The 23180-nt window shown below is 59.4% G+C and carries 16 protein-coding genes; 13 read left to right on the plus strand and 3 right to left on the minus strand.

What is annotated here, in order from left to right; all coding sequences use genetic code 11:
• Nucleotides 1-223 precede the first annotated feature (223 nt).
• From pabB to ACW5XC_RS07045, 3 genes are all read left to right on the plus strand, one after another.
• On the plus strand, nt 224-1507 hold the full coding sequence (pabB, locus tag ACW5XC_RS07035) for an aminodeoxychorismate synthase component I (protein WP_042053733.1): 1284 nt from the start codon (nt 224-226) through the stop codon (nt 1505-1507).
• Nucleotides 1508-1549: 42 nt separating this feature from the next.
• A complete protein-coding gene (locus ACW5XC_RS07040) occupies nt 1550-2116 on the plus strand; it encodes a CoA pyrophosphatase (RefSeq protein WP_005351753.1) in 567 nt (188 codons plus the stop codon).
• Between the two features lie 216 nt (nt 2117-2332).
• Nucleotides 2333-3631, plus strand: a complete 1299-nt coding sequence (locus tag ACW5XC_RS07045; protein ID WP_005345325.1) for a serine/threonine transporter — start codon at nt 2333-2335, stop codon at nt 3629-3631.
• A gap of 554 nt (nt 3632-4185) precedes the next feature.
• On the opposite strand, the gene sstT is transcribed toward ACW5XC_RS07045, so the two are convergent.
• Entirely contained in the window at nt 4186-5436 is a 1251-nt protein-coding gene (gene sstT, locus ACW5XC_RS07050) for a serine/threonine transporter SstT (protein ID WP_005345324.1), read from the minus strand.
• 355 nt (nt 5437-5791) lie between these two features.
• Here sstT and ACW5XC_RS07055 point away from each other — a divergent pair, with 355 nt between their 5' ends.
• From ACW5XC_RS07055 to ACW5XC_RS07070, 4 genes are all read left to right on the plus strand, one after another.
• On the plus strand, nt 5792-7708 hold the full coding sequence (locus tag ACW5XC_RS07055) for a RecQ family ATP-dependent DNA helicase (RefSeq protein WP_042053736.1): 1917 nt from the start codon (nt 5792-5794) through the stop codon (nt 7706-7708).
• Nucleotides 7709-8299: 591 nt separating this feature from the next.
• On the plus strand, nt 8300-10222 hold the full coding sequence (locus ACW5XC_RS07060) for a PrkA family serine protein kinase (RefSeq protein ID WP_005333223.1): 1923 nt from the start codon (nt 8300-8302) through the stop codon (nt 10220-10222).
• Nucleotides 10223-10245: 23 nt separating this feature from the next.
• Nucleotides 10246-11517: a YeaH/YhbH family protein gene (locus tag ACW5XC_RS07065; protein ID WP_042053738.1), complete on the plus strand. Its 1272-nt coding sequence runs from the start codon at nt 10246-10248 to the stop codon at nt 11515-11517.
• A 9-nt stretch (nt 11518-11526) separates the two neighbouring features.
• The gene (locus ACW5XC_RS07070; RefSeq protein ID WP_019445117.1) at nt 11527-13047 is read left to right on the plus strand and encodes a SpoVR family protein; all 1521 of its coding nucleotides are present in this window, start codon (nt 11527-11529) and stop codon (nt 13045-13047) included.
• A gap of 161 nt (nt 13048-13208) precedes the next feature.
• Here the strand turns inward: ACW5XC_RS07070 and fadJ are convergent, their stop codons facing one another.
• A complete protein-coding gene (fadJ, locus tag ACW5XC_RS07075) occupies nt 13209-15356 on the minus strand; it encodes a fatty acid oxidation complex subunit alpha FadJ (protein WP_042053861.1) in 2148 nt (715 codons plus the stop codon).
• Nucleotides 15356-16666 carry an acetyl-CoA C-acyltransferase FadI gene (gene fadI, locus ACW5XC_RS07080; RefSeq protein WP_042053742.1) on the minus strand — a complete coding sequence of 437 codons (1311 nt, stop codon included), beginning with the start codon at nt 16664-16666 and terminating at the stop codon, nt 15356-15358. Before fadI ends, fadJ begins: the two co-directional genes overlap by 1 nt.
• 182 nt (nt 16667-16848) lie before the next feature.
• On the opposite strand from fadI, the gene ACW5XC_RS07085 reads away from it, so the two are divergent.
• The 6 genes from ACW5XC_RS07085 to ACW5XC_RS07110 are packed head-to-tail and all read left to right on the plus strand — an operon-like array spanning nt 16849 to nt 23179.
• Nucleotides 16849-17799, plus strand: a complete 951-nt coding sequence (locus tag ACW5XC_RS07085; RefSeq protein WP_042053744.1) for an AAA family ATPase — start codon at nt 16849-16851, stop codon at nt 17797-17799.
• The gene (locus tag ACW5XC_RS07090; protein ID WP_042053746.1) at nt 17790-18692 is read left to right on the plus strand and encodes a DUF58 domain-containing protein; all 903 of its coding nucleotides are present in this window, start codon (nt 17790-17792) and stop codon (nt 18690-18692) included. Before ACW5XC_RS07085 ends, ACW5XC_RS07090 begins: the two co-directional genes overlap by 10 nt.
• Nucleotides 18677-19216: a DUF4381 domain-containing protein gene (locus tag ACW5XC_RS07095; protein ID WP_042053748.1), complete on the plus strand. Its 540-nt coding sequence runs from the start codon at nt 18677-18679 to the stop codon at nt 19214-19216. Before ACW5XC_RS07090 ends, ACW5XC_RS07095 begins: the two co-directional genes overlap by 16 nt.
• On the plus strand, nt 19213-20205 hold the full coding sequence (locus ACW5XC_RS07100) for a VWA domain-containing protein (protein WP_074042622.1): 993 nt from the start codon (nt 19213-19215) through the stop codon (nt 20203-20205). The genes ACW5XC_RS07095 and ACW5XC_RS07100 overlap by 4 nt, the downstream gene beginning before the upstream one ends.
• Nucleotides 20196-21647, plus strand: a complete 1452-nt coding sequence (locus ACW5XC_RS07105) for a VWA domain-containing protein (RefSeq protein WP_042053751.1) — start codon at nt 20196-20198, stop codon at nt 21645-21647. The genes ACW5XC_RS07100 and ACW5XC_RS07105 overlap by 10 nt, the downstream gene beginning before the upstream one ends.
• A gap of 20 nt (nt 21648-21667) precedes the next feature.
• Nucleotides 21668-23179, plus strand: a complete 1512-nt coding sequence (locus tag ACW5XC_RS07110; RefSeq protein WP_042053752.1) for a BatD family protein — start codon at nt 21668-21670, stop codon at nt 23177-23179.
• The last annotated feature ends 1 nt before the right edge of the window (nt 23180 follow it).

Consider the following 23180-nt stretch of genomic DNA (forward strand, 5'->3'; position numbering starts at 1 on the left):
TGCTGGCTAAAAACTATCAACCAGCAAAAAACGAACGACACGGCAGTTTTTTCTTAAGTCACCGACACCTATGATACGCTTGCCCACCAGCACCGACTAGGGTTCGGGAACCAAACTGTTGCCTGTGTAACATAAAATGACGCCAACACTTCATATCCATCATCTAGACCATAGTGCTGAGCTCCATCAGCTTTTTGCCCGCCTGCAACATCAGCCGTGGGCCATGTTGCTGGAATCGGCGGGGCCACTCGGCGCTGATAACGGCTTTGATATCATCACTGCCGATCCGCTGGCGACCCTCGAAACCCGCGGCGAAGTGACCACTCTGCGTGTCAAGGCGAATATCAGCAAACACCACGAAGACCCCCTCGCCCTGCTGGCTCATACCCAGCAACAGCTGCTGGGGGAGCTGGATCTGTGTGCCACTCACCTACCCTTTATTGGCGGCGCCCTCGGCCTGTTTGGCTATGATCTGGGCCGTCGCTTCGAGCGACTGCCAGTGCAGGCCGCCGCCGATATCGCGGTGCCAGACATGGCGGTGGGCATCTACGACTGGGCGCTGCTGCGCAATGTGGCGACCGGCGACTGGCAGCTGGTGCACTGGGGGGATAAAGCAGGCCTTGCCACCCGGCTGGCCTGGCTTGAACAGCAGCAGGCCAAACCGGCCCCCGCTTTTGCCTTGCTGGGGGCGTGGCAGAGCAATATGAGCCGCGCCGAGTATGGCGAGAAGTTTGCCCGCATTCAGGCATACCTTGCCGCGGGGGATTGCTACCAGATCAACCTGACCCAGCGTTTCAGCGCCCCCTATCAGGGGGATGAGTGGCAGGCCTACTGCCTGCTGGCAACCGCCAACAAGGCACCCTTCTCAGCCTTTATCCGCCTGCCGGAGAGTGCGCTGCTGAGCCTCTCCCCCGAGCGGTTCCTGCTGCTCGATGGCCGTCATATCGAAACCAAACCCATCAAGGGCACTCGCCCTCGCCACCCCGATCCGGCCACAGATCGGCAAGTCGCGCGGGAGCTGGCGCAGGCGGACAAGGACAGATCAGAGAATCTGATGATCGTTGATCTGCTGCGCAACGATATCGGTCGGGTCAGCCGGCCTGGCTCGGTCAGCGTGCCTCATCTTTTTGCGGTGGAGTCGTTTCCGGCGGTACATCATCTGGTCTCCACCATCCATGGTGAGCTGGATGCACGCTGGCAAGGGGTCGATCTGCTGCGGGCCTGTTTCCCGGGTGGCTCCATCACCGGCGCCCCCAAGATCCGCGCCATGGAGATCATCGAAGAGCTGGAGCCACAGCGCCGCAATGCCTATTGCGGCAGCATCGGCTATCTCAGCCAGCATGGCCGGATGGATACCAGCATCTGCATTCGCACTCTGATCGCCGAAGCGGGTCGTCTGCACTGCTGGGCCGGTGGCGGCATCATCGCCGACTCCGACGCCGACAGCGAATATCAGGAGACCTATGACAAGGTTGCCCGCATCCTGCCGCCGCTGTCGGCGCTGTAACCCTCCCCACTGTCTGGCCAACGCACAGGAGAGCTCCCCGCCATGGATCGCCACGAACTGCTGACCCGCTTCCAGTTGCAGCGACCCGCCCCGGCCCATCGCCTCGCCATCGGCGGGCTCAGTCCGGCGGCGGTGTTGATCCCGGTGGTGATGCGCGACGAGGGGCTCAGCGTGTTATTGACCCGGCGCAGCCCACGGCTACGTCATCATGGGGGGCAGATCAGCTTTCCCGGCGGGCGACAGGATCCCGGCGACGAAAACCTGATTGCCACGGCGCTGCGGGAGACCGAAGAGGAGCTCGGTATTCCGGCCCGGCTGATTGAAGTGATCGGCACCCTCAACCCGCTCAATACAGTGTCACGATTCGAGGTGCTGCCGGTGCTGGGGCTGCTCGATGGCAACTATCCCCTCATCCTGAGTCCGGATGAGGTGGATCACGCCTTTGAAGTGCCGCTGACCCATCTGCTGGATCGGCGCAACCACATCCCCCTGACCCTTTCCAGAGGGGGGAAAGCGCACACCATCTACTGGATCCCCTGGCAACAGCACTTTATCTGGGGGGCTACCGCCAGCATGATCAACCAATTAGCCCAGCATCTCGCAAAATAACAATTTACCTACATTTGGCTGAGCGAGATTTAATCATTAACACTAAAATAACGTGCCAATTGATAAACAATAATTGAATTTTTCTTGTTTTGATCACATTTCCATAAGAAAGTGCGGTTTTTCGTGCCGTAAAGATGAATTTGATCAACATTTTTGATTAGAAAAACCGTATCCTTGCGCCGACTTAATAAGAACCACACATTCGGGGTGAGATAGATGTCAAACACAGTCACTGGCACGCAGGGAGTTGCGGCGTCAACAGAGCAAGGGATCAGCTCAACTCAAACCACTCGTTGGGAAAAACGCGACTCTACCTGGGTCATCAGTCTGTTCGGGACCGCGGTTGGCGCGGGGATCCTGTTCCTGCCGATCAACGCGGGTATGGGCGGTTTCTGGCCGCTGGTCGTCATGGCGCTGCTGGTAGGTCCCATGACCTATCTGGCCCACCGTGGTCTGGCCCGCTTCGTGCTCTCCTCCAAAAAGCCAAATGCAGACATCACCGAAGTGGTGGAAGAGCACTTTGGCGTGGGTGCCGGTAAATTAATCACCCTGCTCTACTTCTTCGCCATCTACCCCATCGTGCTGATCTACGGCGTGGGTATCACCAACACCGTCGAAAGCTTTATGGTCAACCAGCTGCAGATGAGTGCCCCGCCGCGCTGGATCCTCTCCATCGTGCTGATCATGGGCATGATGTCGGTGATGCTGGCCGGTGAAAAGCTGATGCTGAAAGTGACCGAGCTGCTGGTTTATCCGCTGATCGCCATTCTGGCCGGTATCTCCCTCTACCTGATCCCGGACTGGACCGGCGCGGCGCTGGAGCAAGTACCCTCTGCCAAGGATTTCGCCACTACCCTGTGGCTGACCATCCCGGTACTGGTCTTCTCCTTCAACCACAGCCCGGCTATCTCCAGCTTCTCCCTGGCCCAGCGCCGCGACCACGGTGATCAGGCTGTCGAGAAAGCCGATGCCATTCTCAAACGTACCGCCATGGTGCTGCTGGGCTTCGTGATGTTCTTCGTCTTCTCCTGCGTTATGAGCCTGACACCGGCCCAGCTGGCAGAAGCCAAGGCTCAGAACATCGCCGTGCTCTCCTATCTGGCCAACCAGCATGCCAGCCCCATCATCTCCTACTTTGGTCCGCTGGTTGCGTTCGTGGCCATCGTTTCCTCCTTCTTCGGCCACTATCTGGGTGCCCGTGAAGGTCTGAAAGGGATGATCGTGCAGAACATGCGCAAGTCCGGCAAAGAGCCGAACGCCAAGAAAGTCGAGATGTTCATCATCGCCTTCTTCATCCTGACCCTGTGGGGCACTGCCATTGCCAACCCCTCCATCCTGGGCATGATTGAATCCTTGGGCGGCCCGATCATCGCTACCATCCTGTTCATCATGCCGATGTACGCCATCAAGCGCGTACCGGCCATGGCGAAATATCAGGGCCATATCAGCAACGTATTTGTCGCTGTGATGGGGATGATCGCCATCTCCGCCATCCTCTATCAGCTGGTCGGTTAATCCCCCACCTGCCACTGATAGCAAAAAGCCAGCCGAACACTCTGCTGGCTTTTTTATCTCTGCAATCTGTGCCTCCGCGATTCCCCTGCTCTCTCCTTATTATTCCCCCACCTTATTGGATATCTGCATGCTCACCAGCGCCATGACAGAGCACTTCGGGTATCAACATGACGCCCCCATACCCGCAGCTCAATATCGCCAACACGTTTACTCCCCCTCACCAAATCATGATGGCGTGTCTGATAGGACGGGTTGAGCTCATCTGCCGCAGCCAGCTATCTTCGTTCTTCTGTGATGCTGTGATTGTCTTGAAGATCTGGGGTAAGCCATAGCAATCGGCTGTTGGCAGAGCAGGCAAAAATGTGTAGCGCACAACAGAAGGAGGAAGCACAACTCGAAGGGATAAAGATAAGGCAGCGCCCTGGAGAAGGGCGACAGAATGTCCGGCACATCAGCCAATGAAATTGATCAAAGAGGAATACAGAGCAAAGCCGGCAATAAAAAGCGCCCTCCGAAGAGGGCGCAAGTGTGTTGCGAAACTGACCGTTGCGAGATCAGGCTTCGCGGCTCGGTACCGGAGCCACATCCAGCAGGGTTTCATCTTCGGCCATGCAAGCAGCGGCGGTGAACAGCACGTCGGTGGAGCTGTTCAGCGCTGTCTCGGCAGAATCCTGCAACACGCCGATGATAAAGCCGACGGCCACCACCTGCATGGCGATGTCGTTGCTGATACCAAACAGGCTACAGGCCAGCGGGATCAGCAGCAAGGAGCCACCGGCGACACCGGACGCGCCACAGGCACTGACGGTGGCAACCACAGAGAGCAGCACGGCCGTTGCCATGTCCACTTCCATCCCCAGGGTATGTACCGCCGCCATGGCGAGCACAGTGATGGTGATGGCCGCACCTGCCATGTTGATGGTGGCACCCAGCGGGATGGAGACAGCGTAGGTATCTTTGGGCAGGCGCAGTTTTTCACAGAGCGCCATGTTGACCGGGATGTTGGCGGCAGAGCTGCGGGTAAAGAAGGCGGTCACACCGCTCTCTTTGAGGCAAGTCAGCACCAGCGGATAGGGGTTGCGCTTGATCTTCCAGAAGACGATCAACGGGTTGACCACGAAGGCGATAAACAGCATGCAGCCGATCAGCACCACCAGCAGTTGGGCATAGCCAAACAGGGCGTCAAAGCCGGTCTCTGCCAGCGTGGAGGCAACCAGACCCAGGATCCCGAGCGGAGCACAGCGGATCACCGCTTTCACGATGGCGGAGACACCGTGAGACAGGTCAGTGATGAGCGCCTTGGTGCTCTCGTTGGCATGGCGCATGGCGATACCCAGACCGATGGCCCACGCCAGGATCCCGATATAGTTGGCATCCATCAGCGCCTTGACCGGGTTGGTCACCACGTTGAACAGCAGGGTCTGCAGCACCTCGGTGATCCCGCCTGGCGGGGTGATCTCGGCAGTATTGGCCACCAGATGGAGGTTGGAGGGGAACAGGAAGCTGGCAATCACCGCGACCACGGCCGCAGAGAAGGTACCAAAGAGGTAGAGAGCCAGCAGCGGGCGAATATTGGTCTTCTGACCCTGCTTGTGACCAATGATGGCCGCCATCACCAGTACGAATACCAGGAGAGGGGCTACTGCTTTCAGTGCGCCAACAAACAGACTGCCGAGCAGACCTGCCGTTTTCGCCCACTCGGGCGCAAACAGTGCCAGCAAGATACCAAATACCAGACCAACCAGGATCTGGCTGACCAGGCTGGTGCTATTGACCAGCCGAAGGAGGGGGTGTTGTTGTGTCATCAAAAAAGTCCCTAAGCACCGTAGTGCATGAATCATGAGTCCTGTCTGCAACCACTCATCGGGAGACCCCTGTCGCCCGGATGTGGTGTCTGTGGCCAGCCTTCTGTCGGGCCGATCCGCCAGTCACCGGATTGCATGTCGGAATATCCCATTCGCCATCTTTTTTTTCCAGAGACTCACCAAAAAATATCCCGTTTCCATCACAAAAAACCGCAACAAAACCTTAACCACAGCGCAACCACCCATTTTTGTACGTTTTATCGACACTCTCTGCCCTCACCCTCACGACCATTCCTGTGCCACCCGTGACCGGTGTCGCTGTGCTATCATCCCCCATTTGCCGCGGAGCCTTGCCATGATCCCATCCCTGCTCAACCAATATTTTGGTTTCTCCGCACTCAGACCAGGTCAGGAGGCGGTGATCAGCCGGGTGCTGGCAGGTCAGAGTGCCGCCGCCATCTTTCCCACCGGCTCCGGCAAGTCCCTCTGCTATCAGCTACCTGCCCTCGCCCTGCCTCACCTGACCCTGGTTATCTCGCCGCTGCTGGCGCTGATGCACGATCAACTCACCTTCCTCAAAAGCAAGGGAATAAGCGCCGCTACCCTCGACTCAAGCCAGAGCCCGGAGGAGAGTCGACGAGTGATGCAGCAGGCGCTGGATGGCCAGCTCAAGATCCTGATGATTTCGGTAGAGCGACTCAAGAACGAGCGTTTTCGCCGTTTTATCCAGCAAGTGCCCCTATCACTGCTGGTGGTTGACGAAGCTCACTGTATTTCTGAGTGGGGCCACAACTTTCGCCCCGACTACCTCAAGCTGCCGAGCTATCGCCATGATCTGAAGATCCCGCAGGTGCTGCTGCTCACCGCCACCGCCACACCGGCGGTGATTCAGGATATGCAGACCAAATTCGGCATCGCGCCGGAGGGGGTCGTGGTTACCGGTTTCTATCGCCCCAATCTTGATCTGGCGGTCATTCCCCTGGCGCCCGATGCGCGGGATAGCTGGCTCACGCAGGAGTTGGCCAACGATCCGGCGGCCCCCACCATCGTCTACGTCACCTTGCAACACACCGCAGAAGCCTGTGCCGAGCAACTCATTAGAGAAGGGATCAACGCCCGCGCCTATCATGCCGGACTCGACTCGGCGCTGCGCAGTCAAATCCAGCACGACTTCATGGCGGGCAAGGTGGACTGCATCGTCGCCACCATCGCCTTTGGCATGGGGATCGACAAAGCGGATATCCGGCGGGTCATTCACTACGATCTGCCCAAATCCATCGAGAACTACAGCCAGGAGATTGGCCGCGCCGGACGGGATGGCCAACCATCGCGCTGTATCGTGCTGGCCAACCAGAGCCAGCTGCCGGTGCTGGAGAACTTCGTCTACGGCGATACGCCGGATTTGAGTGCCATTCTCCAACTTCTTGCCATCATCAAGCAGAGTGGAAGCGAGTGGGAATTCACCCTGCTGCGCCTCTCCAACGACACCAATATCCGCCAGTTGCCCCTTAAAACCCTGCTGGTCTATCTGGAGATGGCGGGCATCATCACCCCGGCCTACAGCTATTACGCCGACTACCGCTTCAAATTTGTGCTGGATAAAGATGAGATAGTGAGCCGCTTCAATCCGGATCGCCGCCATTTTCTGGAGCAGCTGTTCACCTGCGCCCCGCAAGCGCGCAGCTGGTGCACCATGGACTTTGATGCCCTCTGGCAGGGCTATCAGGGGGAGCGGCAGCGGGCCGTTGCGGCGCTCGACTACCTGCAGCAGCAAGGCTGGATCGAGCTTGAAAGCAAACAGATGACCGAGGTCTACCGGATCACCCGTCAGGGGTGGGACAACGAGCAGGAAGCAAATGCCCTGCACGCCCTGTTCCAGCAAAAAGAGCGGAGCGAGCTGGCCAGACTGCAAGCCATGCTCGACTTTTTCACCTCAAGTGAGTGCCTGAGCCACCGCCTCGCCCGCTATTTTGCCGATGAGGTGGCGCCGGTTCATTGTGGCCACTGTTCGGTTTGTCGCGGCGAGGTGGCACATCTCCAGCCCCTACCCTCACTGACCATGCCAAACGAGGCGGGGATCCGCGCCTGGTGCGATCCGCTGATTGCCAAGACAGGTTCGGTGGATGCGCGTGTTCTGGCCCGTTTCCTGTGCGGCATCACCACACCGCTGGCCAGCCGGATCAAGGCCAAATCGCTGGCGGGTGCAGGCCAGTTGGCCGCCCACCCGTTTGCCCGCGTCCTGGCGGCAGTGCAACAAGCCTACCCTTGCTAGATGAGTGCTGGCGGCGTCAATAGCCACCAGCAGAAACAAGCGTTTACAGACACAGAAAAAGAAGACCCTCGCGGTTGCGAGGGTCAAGCCAACGGAAACGTGCTTAAACAGAGCTTGGTGAGGCAACAGTCAACTCTCTTGCTAAAGCATCTTGCTGCTCACACATCGCCAATCTAGGGCACTCAAAATGTAGCGTCAATGTAAAAATTAGAGCCAAAACTCCAAACAAAGTAATTTACGTTGACGTTCACGTAATGACATTCTCATCCATAACCCCGCCAACCCGCAGCCCCATTGCCTTTCGTCAACCCCCTTAATCTTTTCGCAATAAGTTCCCTCTTTCCCATAAACATTTATTTTTTATGTCTTTGACATTTACCTCACTATCGTGGCAAAAATAATTTAACAGTCAGTAACATAGCGGTGTTGTTGACTGACCCTCCCCGCACAAGGATCGGGCAGGTTTCTTCAGAATTTAACCTATCAACCGTGATGGATTACTGGAGTCTGTTGACTAGGCTTTAAAAGCGCACAACACAAAAGCAGTCATCCACTTTTTTCAGGGTAAGCGACTATAACGAGGGCAAAGTTATGGGCATATTCGAGCATTACCAACAGCGATATGAAAAAGCGAGAGAAGAGGAATATACCATCCAGGAGTTCCTGGATATGTGTAAGCAGGACAAAGCCTGCTACGCCTCCGCAGCCGAACGTCTGCTGACCGCCATTGGTGAGCCGGAGATGGTAGACACCTCAGCCAACCCCAGACTGAGCCGACTCTTCTCCAACCGCGTCGTGGCACGCTATCCCGCCTTCAAGGATTTCTACGGGATGGAAGAGGCCATCGAACAGATCGTCTCCTACCTCAAACACTCCGCCCAGGGGCTGGAGGAGAAGAAACAGATCCTCTATCTGCTGGGCCCCGTTGGCGGCGGTAAATCCTCGCTGGCAGAGAAACTCAAATCCCTGATGCAGAAGGTGCCCATCTATCGCATCAAGGGCTCACCGGTCAACGATCACCCCTTCTGCCTGTTCGATATCGAAGAGGATGGGGAGATCCTGGAAAAAGAGTACGGCATCCCGCGCCGTTACCTGCGTCCCATCATGTCACCCTGGGTGGCCAAACGCCTGCACGAGTTTGGCGGCGACATCACCAAGTTCAAGGTGGAGAAGGTCAACCCCTCCATCCTCGATCAGATTGCCATCGCCAAAACGGAACCGGGTGATGACAACAACCAGGATATCTCCTCACTGGTCGGCAAGGTCGACATCCGCATGCTGGAGCACTTCGCCCAGGATGATGCCGATGCCTACTCCTACTCAGGTGCGCTGTGTAAAGCGAACCAGGGGGTTATGGAGTTTGTGGAGATGTTCAAGGCCCCCATCAAGGTGCTGCACCCGCTGCTGACAGCAACCCAGGAGGGAAACTATAACGGTACCGAAGGTCTCTCTGCCCTACCCTTTGACGGCATCTTGCTGGCCCACTCCAACGAATCTGAGTGGCAGCAGTTCCGCAACAACAAGAACAACGAGGCCTTCCTCGACCGGGTTTACATCGTCAAGGTGCCTTACTGCCTGCGCGTCTCGGAAGAGGTGAAGATCTACGAGAAGCTGCTGATCAACAGCGAATTGACCGAGGCCAAATGCGCTCCGGGCACCCTTGAACTCTTGGGCCAGTTCTCGGTGTTGTCACGGCTGAAAGAGCCGGAAAACTCCAGCATCTACTCCAAGATGCGGGTCTATGATGGCGAGAGCCTCAAAGACACCGATCCGAAGGCGAAGAGCTATCAGGAGTATCGCGACTACGCCGGTGTGGACGAAGGGATGAATGGTCTCTCTACCCGCTTTGCGTTCAAGATCCTCTCCCGCGTCTTCAACTTCGACCACGCGGAAGTGGCCGCCAACCCGGTGCACCTCTTCTATGTGCTGGAGCAACAGATCGAGCGCGAGCAGTTCCCGCAAGAGCTGCACGATCGCTACCTTGAGTTCATCAAGGGCTATCTGACCCCACGCTATGTGGAGTTCATCGGCAAGGAGATCCAGACTGCCTATCTCGAGTCCTACTCCGAGTACGGGCAGAACATCTTCGATCGCTACGTCACCTACGCCGACTTCTGGATCCAGGATCAGGAGTACCGTGACCCCGAAACCGGCCAGCTGTTTGACAGAGCATCCCTCAACAGCGAGCTGGAGAAAATTGAAAAACCTGCCGGGATCAGCAACCCGAAAGATTTCCGTAACGAAATCGTCAACTTCGTGCTGCGTGCCCGGGCAAACAATGCAGGCCGTAACCCCAACTGGACCAGTTACGAGAAGCTGCGCACCGTGATCGAGAAGAAGATGTTCTCCAACACGGAAGAGCTGCTGCCGGTTATCTCCTTCAACAGCAAAACCTCGGCTGAGGAGCAGAAGAAGCACGATAACTTTGTCGAACGGATGATGGAGAAAGGCTACACCCGTAAACAGGTGCGACTGCTCTCCGAATGGTATCTCAGGGTACGCAAGTCATCCTGACCCTGACTGTTCAAGGGGGAGTTATGGCGCATTTTATCGACCGCAGGCTCAACGGCAAAAACAAAAGCGCTGTCAATCGGCAGCGCTTCATCCGCCGCTACAAGAAGCAGATAAAACAAGCGGTCTCGGATGCTGTCTCCAAACGCAGCATTCAGGACGTAGACAAGGGCGAGAGCATCAGCATCCCGACCAAGGATATCGGCGAGCCCCATTTCCATCAGGGGCAAGGCGGTAAACGGGAGATGGTGCATCCCGGTAATGATCAATTCGTCTCCGGCGACAAGATTGACCGCCCCAAAGGAGGGGGCGGCGGACAGGGTTCCGGCGAGGGGCAGGCATCCAATCAGGGTGAAGGGGCCGATGACTTCGTGTTCCAGATCTCCAAGGATGAGTATCTCGATCTGCTGTTTGAAGATCTGGAGCTGCCCAGGCTGCAGAAAACCCAGCTCAACCAGCTAATGGAGGTGAAAACCTATCGGGCGGGCTACACCTCCAACGGGGTGCCCGCCAACATCAACGTGGTGCGTTCCCTGCAAAATTCGCTGGCGCGGCGCATGGCGCTGCAAGCGGGCAAGAAACGCCAACTGCACGAACTGGAAGAGCGGCTGGCTCTGCTGGCCACCGATCCCAACGAGCACTTTGCGGAAATAGCCCTGCTCGAGAAGGAGATCAGAGAGCTGAAACGACGGATCGATGCGGTGCCGTTTATTGACACCTTCGATCTCAAATTCAACAACTTCGTCAAACGGCCCGTCCCCTCCAGCCAGGCGGTAATGTTCTGCCTGATGGACGTCTCGGGCTCCATGGATCAGGCCACCAAGGAGATGGCCAAGCGTTTCTATATCCTGCTCTATCTGTTCCTGAGCCGGACCTACAAGAACGTCGAGGTGGTCTATATCCGCCACCATACCCAGGCCAAGGAGGTGGATGAACACGAGTTCTTTTACTCCCAGGAGACTGGCGGCACCATCGTATCCAGCGCCCTCAAGATGATGAACGACATCATCAATGAGCGTTACCCCGCCAACCAGTGGAACATCTATGCGGCGCAGGCGTCGGATGGTGACAACTGGGCCGATGACTCACCGCAATGCAGGGAGATCCTGGCGCGGGACATCATGCCAAGGGTGCGGTACTACTCCTACATCGAGATCACCACCCGTGCCCACCAGACCCTGTGGCACGAATATGAGTCGGTAGCCAGCCAGTTCCCCCACTTTGCGATGGAGCACATTCGCAAGGTCGAGGATATCTATCCGGTGTTCCGCGAGCTGTTCAAGAAACAAGCGGCGTGAGGAGGTCACATGATCGAAACAGAAAAACGTGTAGCGCCACTGGATGACGGACCAGACTGGAACTTCGATCTGCTGGAGACCTATCACCAGGAGATCGCCCGGGTCGCCCGTTTCTACAAGCTGGACACCTACCCCAACCAGATCGAGGTGATCACCGCCGAACAGATGATGGATGCCTACTCCAGCGTCGGCATGCCCATCGGCTATCAGCATTGGTCGTTCGGCAAGCGCTTTATCCATACAGAGCGCAACTACAAGCGCGGCCAGATGGGGCTGGCCTACGAGATCGTCATCAACTCAGATCCCTGCATCGCCTACCTGATGGAGGAGAACACCATGCCGATGCAGGCGCTGGTGATGGCCCACGCCTGCTACGGTCATAACTCCTTCTTCAAGAACAACTACCTGTTCAAAGCCTGGACCGATGCCTCCTCCATCATCGACTACCTGCTGTTCGCCAAGAACTACATCACCCAGTGTGAAGAGAAGCATGGCATCGAGGCAGTGGAGCAGCTGCTCGACTCCTGCCATGCCCTGATGAACTTCGGGGTCGATCGCTACAAGCGTCCCCAGAAGATCTCGATGGCCGAGGAGAAGCGGCGCCAGAAGGCGCGGGAAGATTATCTGCAGACTCAGGTCAACGAGCTGTGGCGTACTCTGCCCAAACAGCATAAAGCGGCTGGCGTGGAGGACAGGCGCTACCCCGCAGAGCCCCAGGAGAACATTCTCTACTTCATCGAGAAGAATGCCCCCTTGCTGGAGCCCTGGCAGCGGGAAGTGGTGCGCATCGTGCGCAAGATCAGCCAGTATTTCTATCCGCAAAAGCAGACTCAGGTGATGAACGAGGGGTGGGCCACCTTCTGGCACTACACCATCCTCAATCACCTCTATGACGAGGGCAAGCTGAGCGATCGCTTCATGATGGAGGTGCTGCACAGCCACACCAATGTGGTCTATCAACCTGCTTACAACAGTCGCTACTACTCGGGGATCAACCCTTATGCGCTAGGGTTTGCCATGTTTACCGACCTGCGCCGCATCTGCGAGAACCCGACCGAGGAGGATAGATACTGGTTCCCCGACTATGCCGGCAGCAACTGGGTCGAAACCCTCCACTTTGCCATGCAGAACTTCAAGGATGAGAGCTTTATCAGCCAGTTCTTAAGCCCGAAAGTGATGCGGGATATGAAGCTGTTCGCTATTGATGACGACGATCTGAAGAACTATCTGAAGGTCTCCGCCATCCACAATGACGAGGGGTACCGTCAGGTGCGCAATACCCTGTCGGCCCAATACAACCTCAGCAATCTGGAACCCAATATTCAGGTCTACAACGTTGCCGTGAAGGGGGATCGCTCCCTCACCCTGCGCTATGTGCCCCACAACCGCATACCCCTTGGCGACTCACGCCATGAGGTGCTCAAACACCTGCATCAGCTGTGGGGGTTTGATGTAGTGCTGGAGCAGGACAACGGTGAACTACCACCCGATATCATCGGCCGTTGTCCGGAGCGCAAACCGGGGATCTGACCCATGCCCCTATATCTCGACGGCCCACTTCAGTGGGCCGTTTTTTATCAGCTTTCGCCTCTGCCTTCATCATCGCAGCACAACCCGAACAAACCACAATATAGAAAGAGGCCCGCATAATGTGCGGGCCTCTTTGCCTTGCGGTCACTCTGCAGCGATTATCAGTAGAAGGTCTGCTGCTCTGCGGCCATCGCCTTGAGACGGGCACAGGGGGCGAACCGGTCGCCATGGCGCTTCTGGTAATACTCCAGACGGCCAACCAGATGATCAATCCCAAGCGTGTCCATGTAGCGGAACGGGCCGCCAAGGAATGGTGGGAAGCCGATACCGAAGATGGCGCCGATATCGCCATCACGGGCCGACGCCACCACACCGCTATCCAACGCCATGGCCGCTTCATTAAGCATCAGCAACACGCAGCGCTCGGCGATCTCCTGACGAGCCAGCTTGGCAGACGGCTTGATGCCGAGCACGCCATAGACGCTCTCGTCCACCGTCTTCTTGCCCTCTTTGCCAGTCAGCTTGTTGCGCGGTGCCGCCTTGCCATAGAGGTAGAAGCCCTTGCCGTTCTTGCGTCCCTTGCGATCATTTTGCAGCAGCTTGTCGAACGCCTTGGGCGCCTGGAACTGCTCGCCGCCCAGCTCTTTCTCAAGGATGGGGGAGATCTTGGCGCCCACATCGATCCCCACCTCATCGAGCAAGGTGATGGGGCCAACCGGGAAGCCAAAGTCCAGCAGCGCGCTATCCAGCACCTCCACCGGCTCCCCTTCCAGCACCAGTCTTGCCGCCTCATTCATGTAGGGCGCCAGGATGCGGTTGACATAGAAACCGGCTTCGTCCTTCACCACGATGGGGGTTTTGCCCTGGGCACGGGCAAAAGCCAGGGTGGTGGCGACCGTCTCGGCACTGGTGCCAGCGTGGGGGATGATCTCCGCCAGCGGCATCTTGTCCACCGGGCTGAAGTAGTGCAGCCCCACGACTCGCTCCGGGTGCGCCGCCTCTGCCGCAATCTGGTTGATGGGCAAGGAAGAGGTGTTGGAGGCAAACACTGTGTGCTCACCACACTCGCGCTCCACGTCTTTCACCATCTGGTGTTTGAGATTGAGATCTTCAAACACCGCCTCAACCACCATGTCCACCCGGTGGAAACCGGAGTAGTCGAGGGTACCGGTCAACAGGCTCATCTGCTTTTCCAGCTCGCTGCGCAAGATGTGACGACGCTTGAGCTTCTTGGCCAGAATGTCGTAGCTGTAGCGCATGGCATTGCCGATCCCGGCGCTTGCCACATCCTTGATCCGCACCGGCACGCCCGCCTTGGTAGCGGTGACGAACGCAATGCCGCCCCCCATCAGACCACCGCCCAACACGGCCGCGTGGCCCACCTTGCGCGGCTCGGCCCCCTGATAGGTGACCTCTTTCTTCATCTCGGTGGTGGCAAAGAAGATGGAGCGCAGAGCGGCAGACTCGGCTGTCATCACCAGCTCGCCAAAGTGGCGGGATTCAGCGGCCAGACCGGCTTTCATCCCCTCCTCCACGCCGATGCGCACAACATCCAGGATCCGCTCCGGCGCCGGGTAGTTGCCGCGGGTCTTGGCTTTCACCCCCTTGCTGGCCTGATCGAACAGCACCTTGCGGCCCAGCTTGTTGGTCTCCAGCACCTTGCCCTGCAGATCCCGTTTCAACTGATGGCGCGGTTTGCCCTTCTTGGCCAGCTTGATGGCAGCATCCAACAAGATTGACGGCGGCACCACATCGTCCACCAGCCCCAATTTCTTGGCTTGTTTGGCCCGCACCTGCTTGCCGGTCAGCATCAGATCCAGCGCCTTGGCCACCCCGATGAGGCGAGGCAGACGCTGGGTACCGCCAGAGCCCGGCAGCAGACCGAGCTGCACTTCCGGCAATCCCAGCACAGATTTTCCGTGATCGGTCACCACCCGACCATGGCAGGCCAGCGCCAGCTCCAGCCCGCCACCGAGGCAGGGGCCGTGAATGGCGGCGATCACCGGAATGGTCAGCCCCTCGATCTCGGCAAAGATCTCCTGCCCTTCTCGCGACAGGGTCTCGGCATCCTTGGCACTGGTGCAGGCGGCCAGCATGGTAATATCAGCGCCGGCGATGAAGGAGTCCTTCTTGCCGGAGGTGATCACCAGACCGATCAAATCCTTGTTGCGTTTCACTTCGGCCAGCACGGTGCGGATCTCCTCCACAAAGGCGGCCTTGAGGGTATTCATGCTCTCGCCCGGCACATCCATGGTGAGGATGCCGATGCCATCTTTGCGAACATCCAGGGAAAAAGTCTTAGCGCTCATCATTCAACCTCCAACACCATAGCCACGCCCAATCCACCCGCCGCGCAGGCGGTGTTGAGCCCCAGTCCCCCGCCGCGACGACGCAGCTCGTGCAGGGTCTGGGTGATCATCCGCGCACCGGTCGCGGCAAAGGGGTGGCCATAGGCCAGCGAACCACCGAGGACGTTGAACTTCTCCATGTCCACCTCGCCGATGGCCTGATCGCGGCCCAGCTTGTCACGGGCAAACTCGTGGCTGGCAAACATCTTGAGGTTGGCCAGCGTCTGGGCGGCAAAGGCTTCGTGCATGTCGATCAGGGTCAGATCACCGAGCGTGATACCAGCTCTGTCCAGCGCCAGCGGCGTAGCGTAGGAGGGCCCCATCAGCATGTCTTGCCAGACATCGATGGCCGAGAAGGCGAAGCTGCGGATATAGCCAAGCGGTTCGAGTCCCAGCTCTTTCGCCCGACCTTCGCGCATCAGCAACACTGCGGCGGCGCCATCGGTCAGCGGCGTGGCGTTGGCCGCAGTCACTGTGCCATGAACCCGGTCAAACACCGGCTTGAGCTTGGCGTAGCTCGCGAGATCCGAGCTTTCACGGATATTGTTGTCCCGCTCCAGCGGCGACTTGTAGGGCGGCACATGGGCGGTAAACACCTCGCCACTGAGCTTGCCATCGGCCCAAGCCTGCGCGGCCAGAGTGTGGGAGCGGTGAGCCAGCGCATCTTGCGCCTCGCGGCTGATCTGGTGGCTCTTGGCCATCTGCTCGGCGGTCTGCCCCATGGAGAGGCCGGTGGAATATTCCGCCACAGCGGGCGGCACCGGCAGCAGATCCTTGATCCTCAATGTCCGCAGAATATTGAAGCGCTGCTGCAGATTGCGCGCCTTGTTGAGATCCACCAGGGCGCGGGCCAGCTTCTTGCTCACCCCGATAGGCAACACGGAGGAGGAGTCAGCACCGCCGGCGATGGCGATGTCTACGGTACCGGCCATGATGGATTCGGTGACGTTGGCCACCGCCTGAAAACTGGTGGCGCAAGCGCGGGAGACGCTATAGGCATCGGTATTGACGCTCATGCCGGTGCCAAGCACGATTTCACGGGCAATGTTGGGGGCTTCCGGCATCTGAACCACCTGACCAAACACCAGCTGGTCGATAAGCTTGGGATCAAGATCGGTACGGGCGAGCATTTCGCTCACCACCAGTTTGCCGAGATCGACTGCAGGCACGCCATGAAAGGCGGTGGCCTGCTTGGCAAAGGGGGTACGCAGCCCCGCCACGACGGCAATCCGTTCGCCCTGGCGAGTCGTCAGTTTCAATGGCTGTTTCATCCTGGCTCCTTGGTTTAAAAGGCAGAGGTCTGACCTCATTGCGCCACATCTTAACAATCCAATCACAAGTTTCATACAGCTGATTGAAACTAAATTAAGCACGGCAAGGCCCCTTTGCTCGCCCTTGGGGAGCAACTGGAGTATAAAAAGATCAACTTCCATAAAAACAACGGGTTTATCGCATGGCAGCGGCCGAGTTCAGAGCACTTAGGGACTATCTTGGCAGTCAGATCCTGGGGCAGGAGGAGCTAATAGAAGGGCTCCTGATTGCCCTGTTATGTGAAGGACATGTGTTAATCGAAGGGGCTCCCGGGCTGGCCAAAACCCGCGCCGTCAAGGCGCTCGCTGGCGCCGTCGAAGGGCGCTTTGCCCGTATCCAGTTTACCCCCGACCTGCTTCCTGCCGATCTCACCGGCAGCGAGGTGTTTCACCCGCAGGATGCCAGTTTTGTATTCCAGCCAGGCCCCCTCTTCAACCATCTGGTGCTGGCGGACGAGATCAACCGGGCGCCGGCCAAGGTGCAATCAGCACTCCTGGAAGCCATGGCCGAACACCAGATCACCGTGGGCAAAAAGAGCTGGCGGCTGCCGCCTCTCTTTATGGTCGCCGCCACCCAGAATCCTATCGAGCAGGAGGGAACCTATCCCCTGCCGGAGGCTCAGCTCGACCGTTTTTTGCTCAAGTTGATGGTGGACTACCCGAGCCCCACCATGGAGCTCGCCATCTTGCAGCTCAACGCCAGCGGCGAACAGCTTGGCGCGGCACCAGTGATCCTGAGCCAGAGCACCTTGCAACGTGCCCGCAGCGAGGTGCTGGCGGTGACCATGCAAAGCCGACTGGAACACTATCTGGTGGAGCTGGTCTGCGCCACTCGCCCGGGCAGCGGCCTGTGCCCTGCCCTTGAGCCATTGATTGCCGTGGGGGCCAGCCCTCGGGCTACGCTGGGGCTGGCTCGCTCCGCCCGCGCCCGAGCCTGGCTTGCCGGACGTGATTATGTGCTGCCGGAAGATATTCAGCTGCAAGCCTATCCGGTGCTGCGCCACCGCCTTATCCCCAGCTATCAGGCACTGGCCGACAATCTGGATAACGATATCCTGATCGCCCAACTGCTGGATCAGGTGCCATGCCCCTAGAACCCGGTCTGCATCCCGATATCGCCCTGTCGCTGCCACGGCTGCTCAATATCCGGCTATGGGCCAAGGCCAGGAAGCCACCTCACGCAGGCAGAAGCAGCAGCGAACGCGGCAAACCGGTCCGCTCTCCCGGACTCACGTTTCGGGAGCTGCGCGCCTATCAGGCTGGTGACGAGGTGCGCCATATCGACTGGCGAGTGACCGCACGCCTCGGTCGTCCCTATACCCGTCTCTATAGTGAAGAGCTGGATCAGGCGCACTGGCTGCTGCTTGATCTCTCCCCCGCCATGTATTTCGGCTCCACGCTGCAGCTCAAGGCGCGACTGGGGTGCGAGCTGGCTGCAGCCCTGATCTGGCAAGGGGAGAAGCTGCACAACACCCTGATCTGCCACGGGCTTATCCCAAATCACCAGAGCCAGCGCGGCAGCGTGCTGCCCCTGCTCGAATCCCTCTGCCATCACTATCAGCAAGGGCTGGCCCGCCGGGCGCTTTCTCACTCGCTGGGCGACACCTTGTCCGGCGTGAAGCTGCCTCACGGTGCCAAGCTGACGATCATCACCGATCACAGACCCTGCGAGTCGGCGCTCTGTCAGCAATTGCAGCTGCTCTCCCGCCGCCACGATATTCACTATTGGCAGATCCGTGACCCCCTCGAGGCAGCCCTTCCCCCTGACGGCCAGCTGCCAGTGGCTATCGATCGGCCAGGGCAGCACTATCAAGGCTGGCTGGATGGGAGCCATGCCGGTTTCTCCCAGCGCTACCGGCATGCCGCCGAGCAGCAGCTGGCCCACGGCAAGCAGTTGCTGTTGCCATTGGTGCAGCGCCTCTATCTGCTCGATAACAGCCAGACGCTGCAACAGCAGTGGCAGGAGGGGTTATGTCATCAGGGATGATCTCGCCCGCCGAACTCGACAGCGCCAGTCCCGCCTCCGAGGCTATCACCCCGCCGCTGGCCGCCCTGATGCGCGACATCCACCCGGGGCCGGATCTGATTGAACAGAGTCTTGATCCCAGAGTGCTGGCGCTATTGTGGCTATTGATCACCGGCTTATTGCTGCTACTGATCGTCCTGATTGCCCGGAGAGTGATACGTTACCGCCGCTGGTGTCATCAGCTGGAGGGAGATCCGGCGCTGCTGGTGGCACGCATACAGGAGGCCCTGCGTCATGAAGCACTGCAACGCTGGCCCGAGGCGCGCCAATTGCAGGGAGAGGCGTGGCTCGCCTTCGTCGATCGCCACGGGGGCAGCGATTTCAGCCAGTTCGCCCCTCACTGGAGCGGTTGGCTCTATGGCAGCCAGAACCCGAGCAGCGAGCAGTGCGAACAGTTGCGGCAAGATTATCGGCGCTGGGGTCAGACCCTCTTCTTGCAGCTCTCCCCCCGCTCGGGGCGTAAAACCGCACGGAGGCATTCATGATCCTGGCCTGGCCCTGGTTTGCGCTGGCGCTGGTACTGCCCTTGCTGGTGCGCTTCGGCTTGCCGCCCCTGCGCCGCGGCTATCTGGCTCACCCCGGGTTTGCGCTGCTGCGCCCTCAGGCCGGATTGCCGCTCTGGCGCGCCATGCTGCTCTGGTGCGCCCTTATCCTCGCCCTCTGCCGCCCCCAGTGGTGGGGGGAACCGGTGGTCCAATATGAGGGGAGTCGGGATCTGCTGCTGGCGGTGGATCTGTCAGACAGCATGCGCACCCCTGATATGCTCGATAACGGCGAGCAGCAAGCACGGCTGACGGCGGTGCGCCAGCAGATCAAGGCGCTGATCGCCAAACGGGCCGGAGACAGGGTGGGCCTCATCGTCTTTGCCGATCACGCCTATCTGCTCTCTCCCCTCACTCAGGAGATCCCGGCGCTGTTGACCTTGAGCGACGAGCTCGATTTTGATCTGGTCGGCCGAACCACCGCCCTTGGCGAGGCGATCCAGCTGGCACGTCAGCATGGGGATCCGGGTCGCCCCACCGCCCTGCTGCTGGTCACTGATGGCCGCAATACCGCAGGCAATGCCGACCCGCTGCAGGAGGCCAAACTCGCCGCAGCGCAGGGAATACGGATCTACACGCTGGGGGTCGGGGCCGATCCCGATACCTTTATCCAACCCTACGATGAGGCGGGCAGCGGTCAGGCCGATCCCAGCAGCGAACTGGACGAGCCGCTTCTTCAAGCGCTGGCCCGGACAGGACAGGGGCGCTATTTCAGGGCGCGAACCCAAAGCGATCTCGATGCCATCAATGCGACTCTCAATGCCCTTGAACCTGCCCCTATGCCCGTTGCCCAGTACCAGCCGGTGATCGAGCTCTACCCCTGGCCATTGGCACTGCTTTGTGGCTTGCTGCTTCTGCCATCAAGGCACGGCAGACTGGAGTTTCGCATGGTGCGTAACTGGCTGGCACGAGGCGCGCGCAGATGGAGCTGATCTTGCTCCGCCCCCTGTGGCTGATCGCACTCATCCCCTGGCTCTGGCAAGGGTGGCACCGTCGTCGCCAGCCCCCGCTGCTCGCACCTGCGATGCAGGCTTATCTGCTGCCAGCATCCCGTCCTCAACGTCCCTGGCTCTGGCTGGCAACCCTGCCCGTCATTTTGGCCCTGAGTGGACCGGCACTGCGCGGTGAGCTGCAACAGCAGCCTGCACCACCGCTAGATATCTGGCTACTGGACTTGTCACGCTCGATGACCGCCACCGATCTCAAACCAGATCGGGCGACCCGGGTCAGATGGCAATTACAGCAGCTGCTGAGCAGCGCCAAGGGCGAGCGCATTGCGCTGATCCTCTACGCAGGCGACGCCTACCTCGCCATGCCGCCAACCCGGGATCATCAGGCCCTTTCGCTGCTACTGCCCGACTTGCGCCCCGATATCATGCCGCTGCAGGGCAGCAACCCGGCACGGGCGGTGGAACTTGCCATGAAGCAGCTGGCCCCTGGAGAACAAGCGCGTCTGCTGCTGATCACCGACGACCTCACCCGGAATCAGATGACCCAAATCGCCGCTCTGTGGCCCTGCCAGCAACGGCTTCTTTGCCGCCACACCCAGTCGGCACGCCTCGATATTCTGCTTGCCAGCAGCGGTCAACCGGCACCCATGCCCGCCATTCCGGCCAATGAGTTGGGGTTTGCCACCCGCATGCCCGCGCAGTTGCCCGCCCCCGATAGTCAGGCCATTGCCGCACTGGCCAATCGCCTCGGCGGTGAGCTGCAATGGCTTGATAGCGATGTCCCCCACTTTGCTCCCCTCCCCACCACGACCTCGGCCCTCACCCCGGCGCCTCTCGATTTAGGCCCCTGGCTGCTGATCCCCTTGTTATCGCTGGCCTTGCTGGCCAGAGTCGGCGCCCGGTTGATGATGGCGCTGATGGTGGGTGCTCAGCTGCTTTCGCCACAAGACCTGCAAGCAGCAGAGAGGGTAGACCTGCAAGCGATGCAGGCTTATCAAGAGGGGGATTTTCAACGGGCAGCTCGCACCTTCAACGATCCAGTCTGGCGCGGCAACGCCTGGTATCGGGCCGGAGTCTATCGGCAAGCTATCGCAGCCTATCAAGAAGTGACGAGCGCCACTGCCCACTACAACCGCGGCAATGCCCTGCTGCAACTGGGGGAGTTTGCCGCAGCCAAAGAGGCCTATCTGGCCGCTCTGGCGCTTGAACCCGGCCATGAAGATGCGCTCTATAACCTCTCTCTGTTGCAAGGCGGTACGGCCGCCGCTCCCGATACCAGCACCAGCAAGCAACCCAAGCCATCGGCTGAACAGCAGGCTGCAGCAATGCCCCTGCCCCCCTCTCCCCCGGTGTTGCTGCTGGAGCAGCGACTGCGCAAAGAGGCGCTGCGCCGGGATCTGATCAAGGTGGAGGAGCCCTGGTGACGCGGGCAGGATGGGGGCTGTTGCTCGCACTCGCGAGTCCACTTTGCTGGGCCTTGCCCCCCCGAGCAGAGCTGCTGCCGGGGGTAGACCCCAGCGATTGGCTGCTGATCATCGAAGCGGATGGCGAGCGCCAGAGCAGCGAGCTTGAGCTCACCCCCCTACTGCGCCAGTTTGCAGTGGGCAGAGTGACCATGAGCCGGGTCACGACCCCGGTACAACAACTGACTCGCTGGCAGATCCCGCTGCACCAGAGCGACTCACCCGCTAATACAAAGGTGGTGATTGCCCCGCTCAAGCTCGGAAATGAGTTCACCCCCTCGCTCACCCTGCCATTGAGAGAGGTGAAAACAGCGGCGCTGCCGCAACCCGCAGCCCCCTCGCCCCTCGAGATGCAGGCCAGCCTTGATCATCAGGGCCCTCTCTATCCCGGCCAGCCGGTGATCTACCGCCTGACTCTTTGGCTGCCTACCAGCATGCAAAACCCGGCCCTGAGCGAGCTCAGCTCTGCCCACTTTACCATCCGTCGCCTCGGTAGCGACGAGTGGATCGCCCCCGTTCAGGCTGGTCTACCCGGCCGGCTCACCCGCAGCTGGCTCATTCAGGCAAAAGCGCCTGGGCTATGGCTCCTCGACTCACCCCGCTTGCAGGGACAGCTCACGCAGCAAGGGAACAAGCCGCAAAAACTCTCGGCCCGTGCGGCACCACTCGAGGTTCGGGTCGACAAAGCCCCCGCCACGCCGGTGGCCACCCGGCTGACCCTGAGTCAACGGCTTGAACCGGCCTCCACGGGGGAAGTGGGTGAACCACTGATCCGGATCCTCACCCTGACCATGGAAAATGGTGACAGCGGCCAGATACAGCTTGCCCCCCTGATGGCCCATCAACTGCCAAACGGCATACAGGCACATCCCGATGGCGAGCAACAGCAGGAGCGTTACCGAGATGGCAAGCTGCTGTTTGAGCGACAGTGGCGCCAGACTCTGGTCGCGGAGCAGAGCGGCGACTACCAGCTGCCCCCCATTGATCTGCCCTGGTTTAATACCCAAAGTGGCCGGATTGAGCAGGCCAGCCTGCCAGCCATCACGCTGACGTTTCAGGCAACGACAAATCGGCAACCTGATCAGCAGACATCGCAGATGGCACTGCGAGAGAGCCTTTGGTGGGCCGTGCTGGCCATAACGCTGCGTGCGCTATGGCGCCACTGGCCCCGCTGGCGCGCCTTCTATCAACTGCAACGTGCCCTTGCCCGACACCAGCCGGATGCCAGTCGCAAGGCACTGACCCGATGGGCGACCTTGCGCTGGCAGGTCTCCTATTATCAATTAGGCCAGTTGCCAGACGCTGGGCATAATCGGCTCGGCAACGGGCTCGCCGCACTCGAGCGAGCCTGTTTTGCACGGCCCTCTTCTGGCCCGCCCATCGAGTGGCGCGCTCTGGCGCGGTCCCTCAGGGCTGATGAAACGGCCGGTATTGCGCATCTGATTTACCTGCTGGCGCACGGGAGTTCCCGCTCCCGCCGCCACGCCCCCTGAC

The organism is Aeromonas sp. 25-AL00135 (assembly GCF_054052385.1).

What these genes read in the sequence shown, in the direction of transcription:
- pabB (WP_042053733.1), top strand. Translation starts at nt 224, where the DNA reads ATGTTGCTGGAATCGGCGGGGCCACTCGGCGCTGATAACGGCTTTGAT.
- ACW5XC_RS07040 (WP_005351753.1), top strand. Translation starts at nt 1,550, where the DNA reads ATGGATCGCCACGAACTGCTGACCCGCTTCCAGTTGCAGCGACCCGCC.
- ACW5XC_RS07045 (WP_005345325.1), top strand. Translation starts at nt 2,333, where the DNA reads ATGTCAAACACAGTCACTGGCACGCAGGGAGTTGCGGCGTCAACAGAG.
- sstT (WP_005345324.1), bottom strand. Translation starts at nt 5,436, where the DNA reads ATGACACAACAACACCCCCTCCTTCGGCTGGTCAATAGCACCAGCCTG.
- ACW5XC_RS07055 (WP_042053736.1), top strand. Translation starts at nt 5,792, where the DNA reads ATGATCCCATCCCTGCTCAACCAATATTTTGGTTTCTCCGCACTCAGA.
- ACW5XC_RS07060 (WP_005333223.1), top strand. Translation starts at nt 8,300, where the DNA reads ATGGGCATATTCGAGCATTACCAACAGCGATATGAAAAAGCGAGAGAA.
- ACW5XC_RS07065 (WP_042053738.1), top strand. Translation starts at nt 10,246, where the DNA reads ATGGCGCATTTTATCGACCGCAGGCTCAACGGCAAAAACAAAAGCGCT.
- ACW5XC_RS07070 (WP_019445117.1), top strand. Translation starts at nt 11,527, where the DNA reads ATGATCGAAACAGAAAAACGTGTAGCGCCACTGGATGACGGACCAGAC.
- fadJ (WP_042053861.1), bottom strand. Translation starts at nt 15,356, where the DNA reads ATGAGCGCTAAGACTTTTTCCCTGGATGTTCGCAAAGATGGCATCGGC.
- fadI (WP_042053742.1), bottom strand. Translation starts at nt 16,666, where the DNA reads ATGAAACAGCCATTGAAACTGACGACTCGCCAGGGCGAACGGATTGCC.
- ACW5XC_RS07085 (WP_042053744.1), top strand. Translation starts at nt 16,849, where the DNA reads ATGGCAGCGGCCGAGTTCAGAGCACTTAGGGACTATCTTGGCAGTCAG.
- ACW5XC_RS07090 (WP_042053746.1), top strand. Translation starts at nt 17,790, where the DNA reads ATGCCCCTAGAACCCGGTCTGCATCCCGATATCGCCCTGTCGCTGCCA.
- ACW5XC_RS07095 (WP_042053748.1), top strand. Translation starts at nt 18,677, where the DNA reads ATGTCATCAGGGATGATCTCGCCCGCCGAACTCGACAGCGCCAGTCCC.
- ACW5XC_RS07100 (WP_074042622.1), top strand. Translation starts at nt 19,213, where the DNA reads ATGATCCTGGCCTGGCCCTGGTTTGCGCTGGCGCTGGTACTGCCCTTG.
- ACW5XC_RS07105 (WP_042053751.1), top strand. Translation starts at nt 20,196, where the DNA reads ATGGAGCTGATCTTGCTCCGCCCCCTGTGGCTGATCGCACTCATCCCC.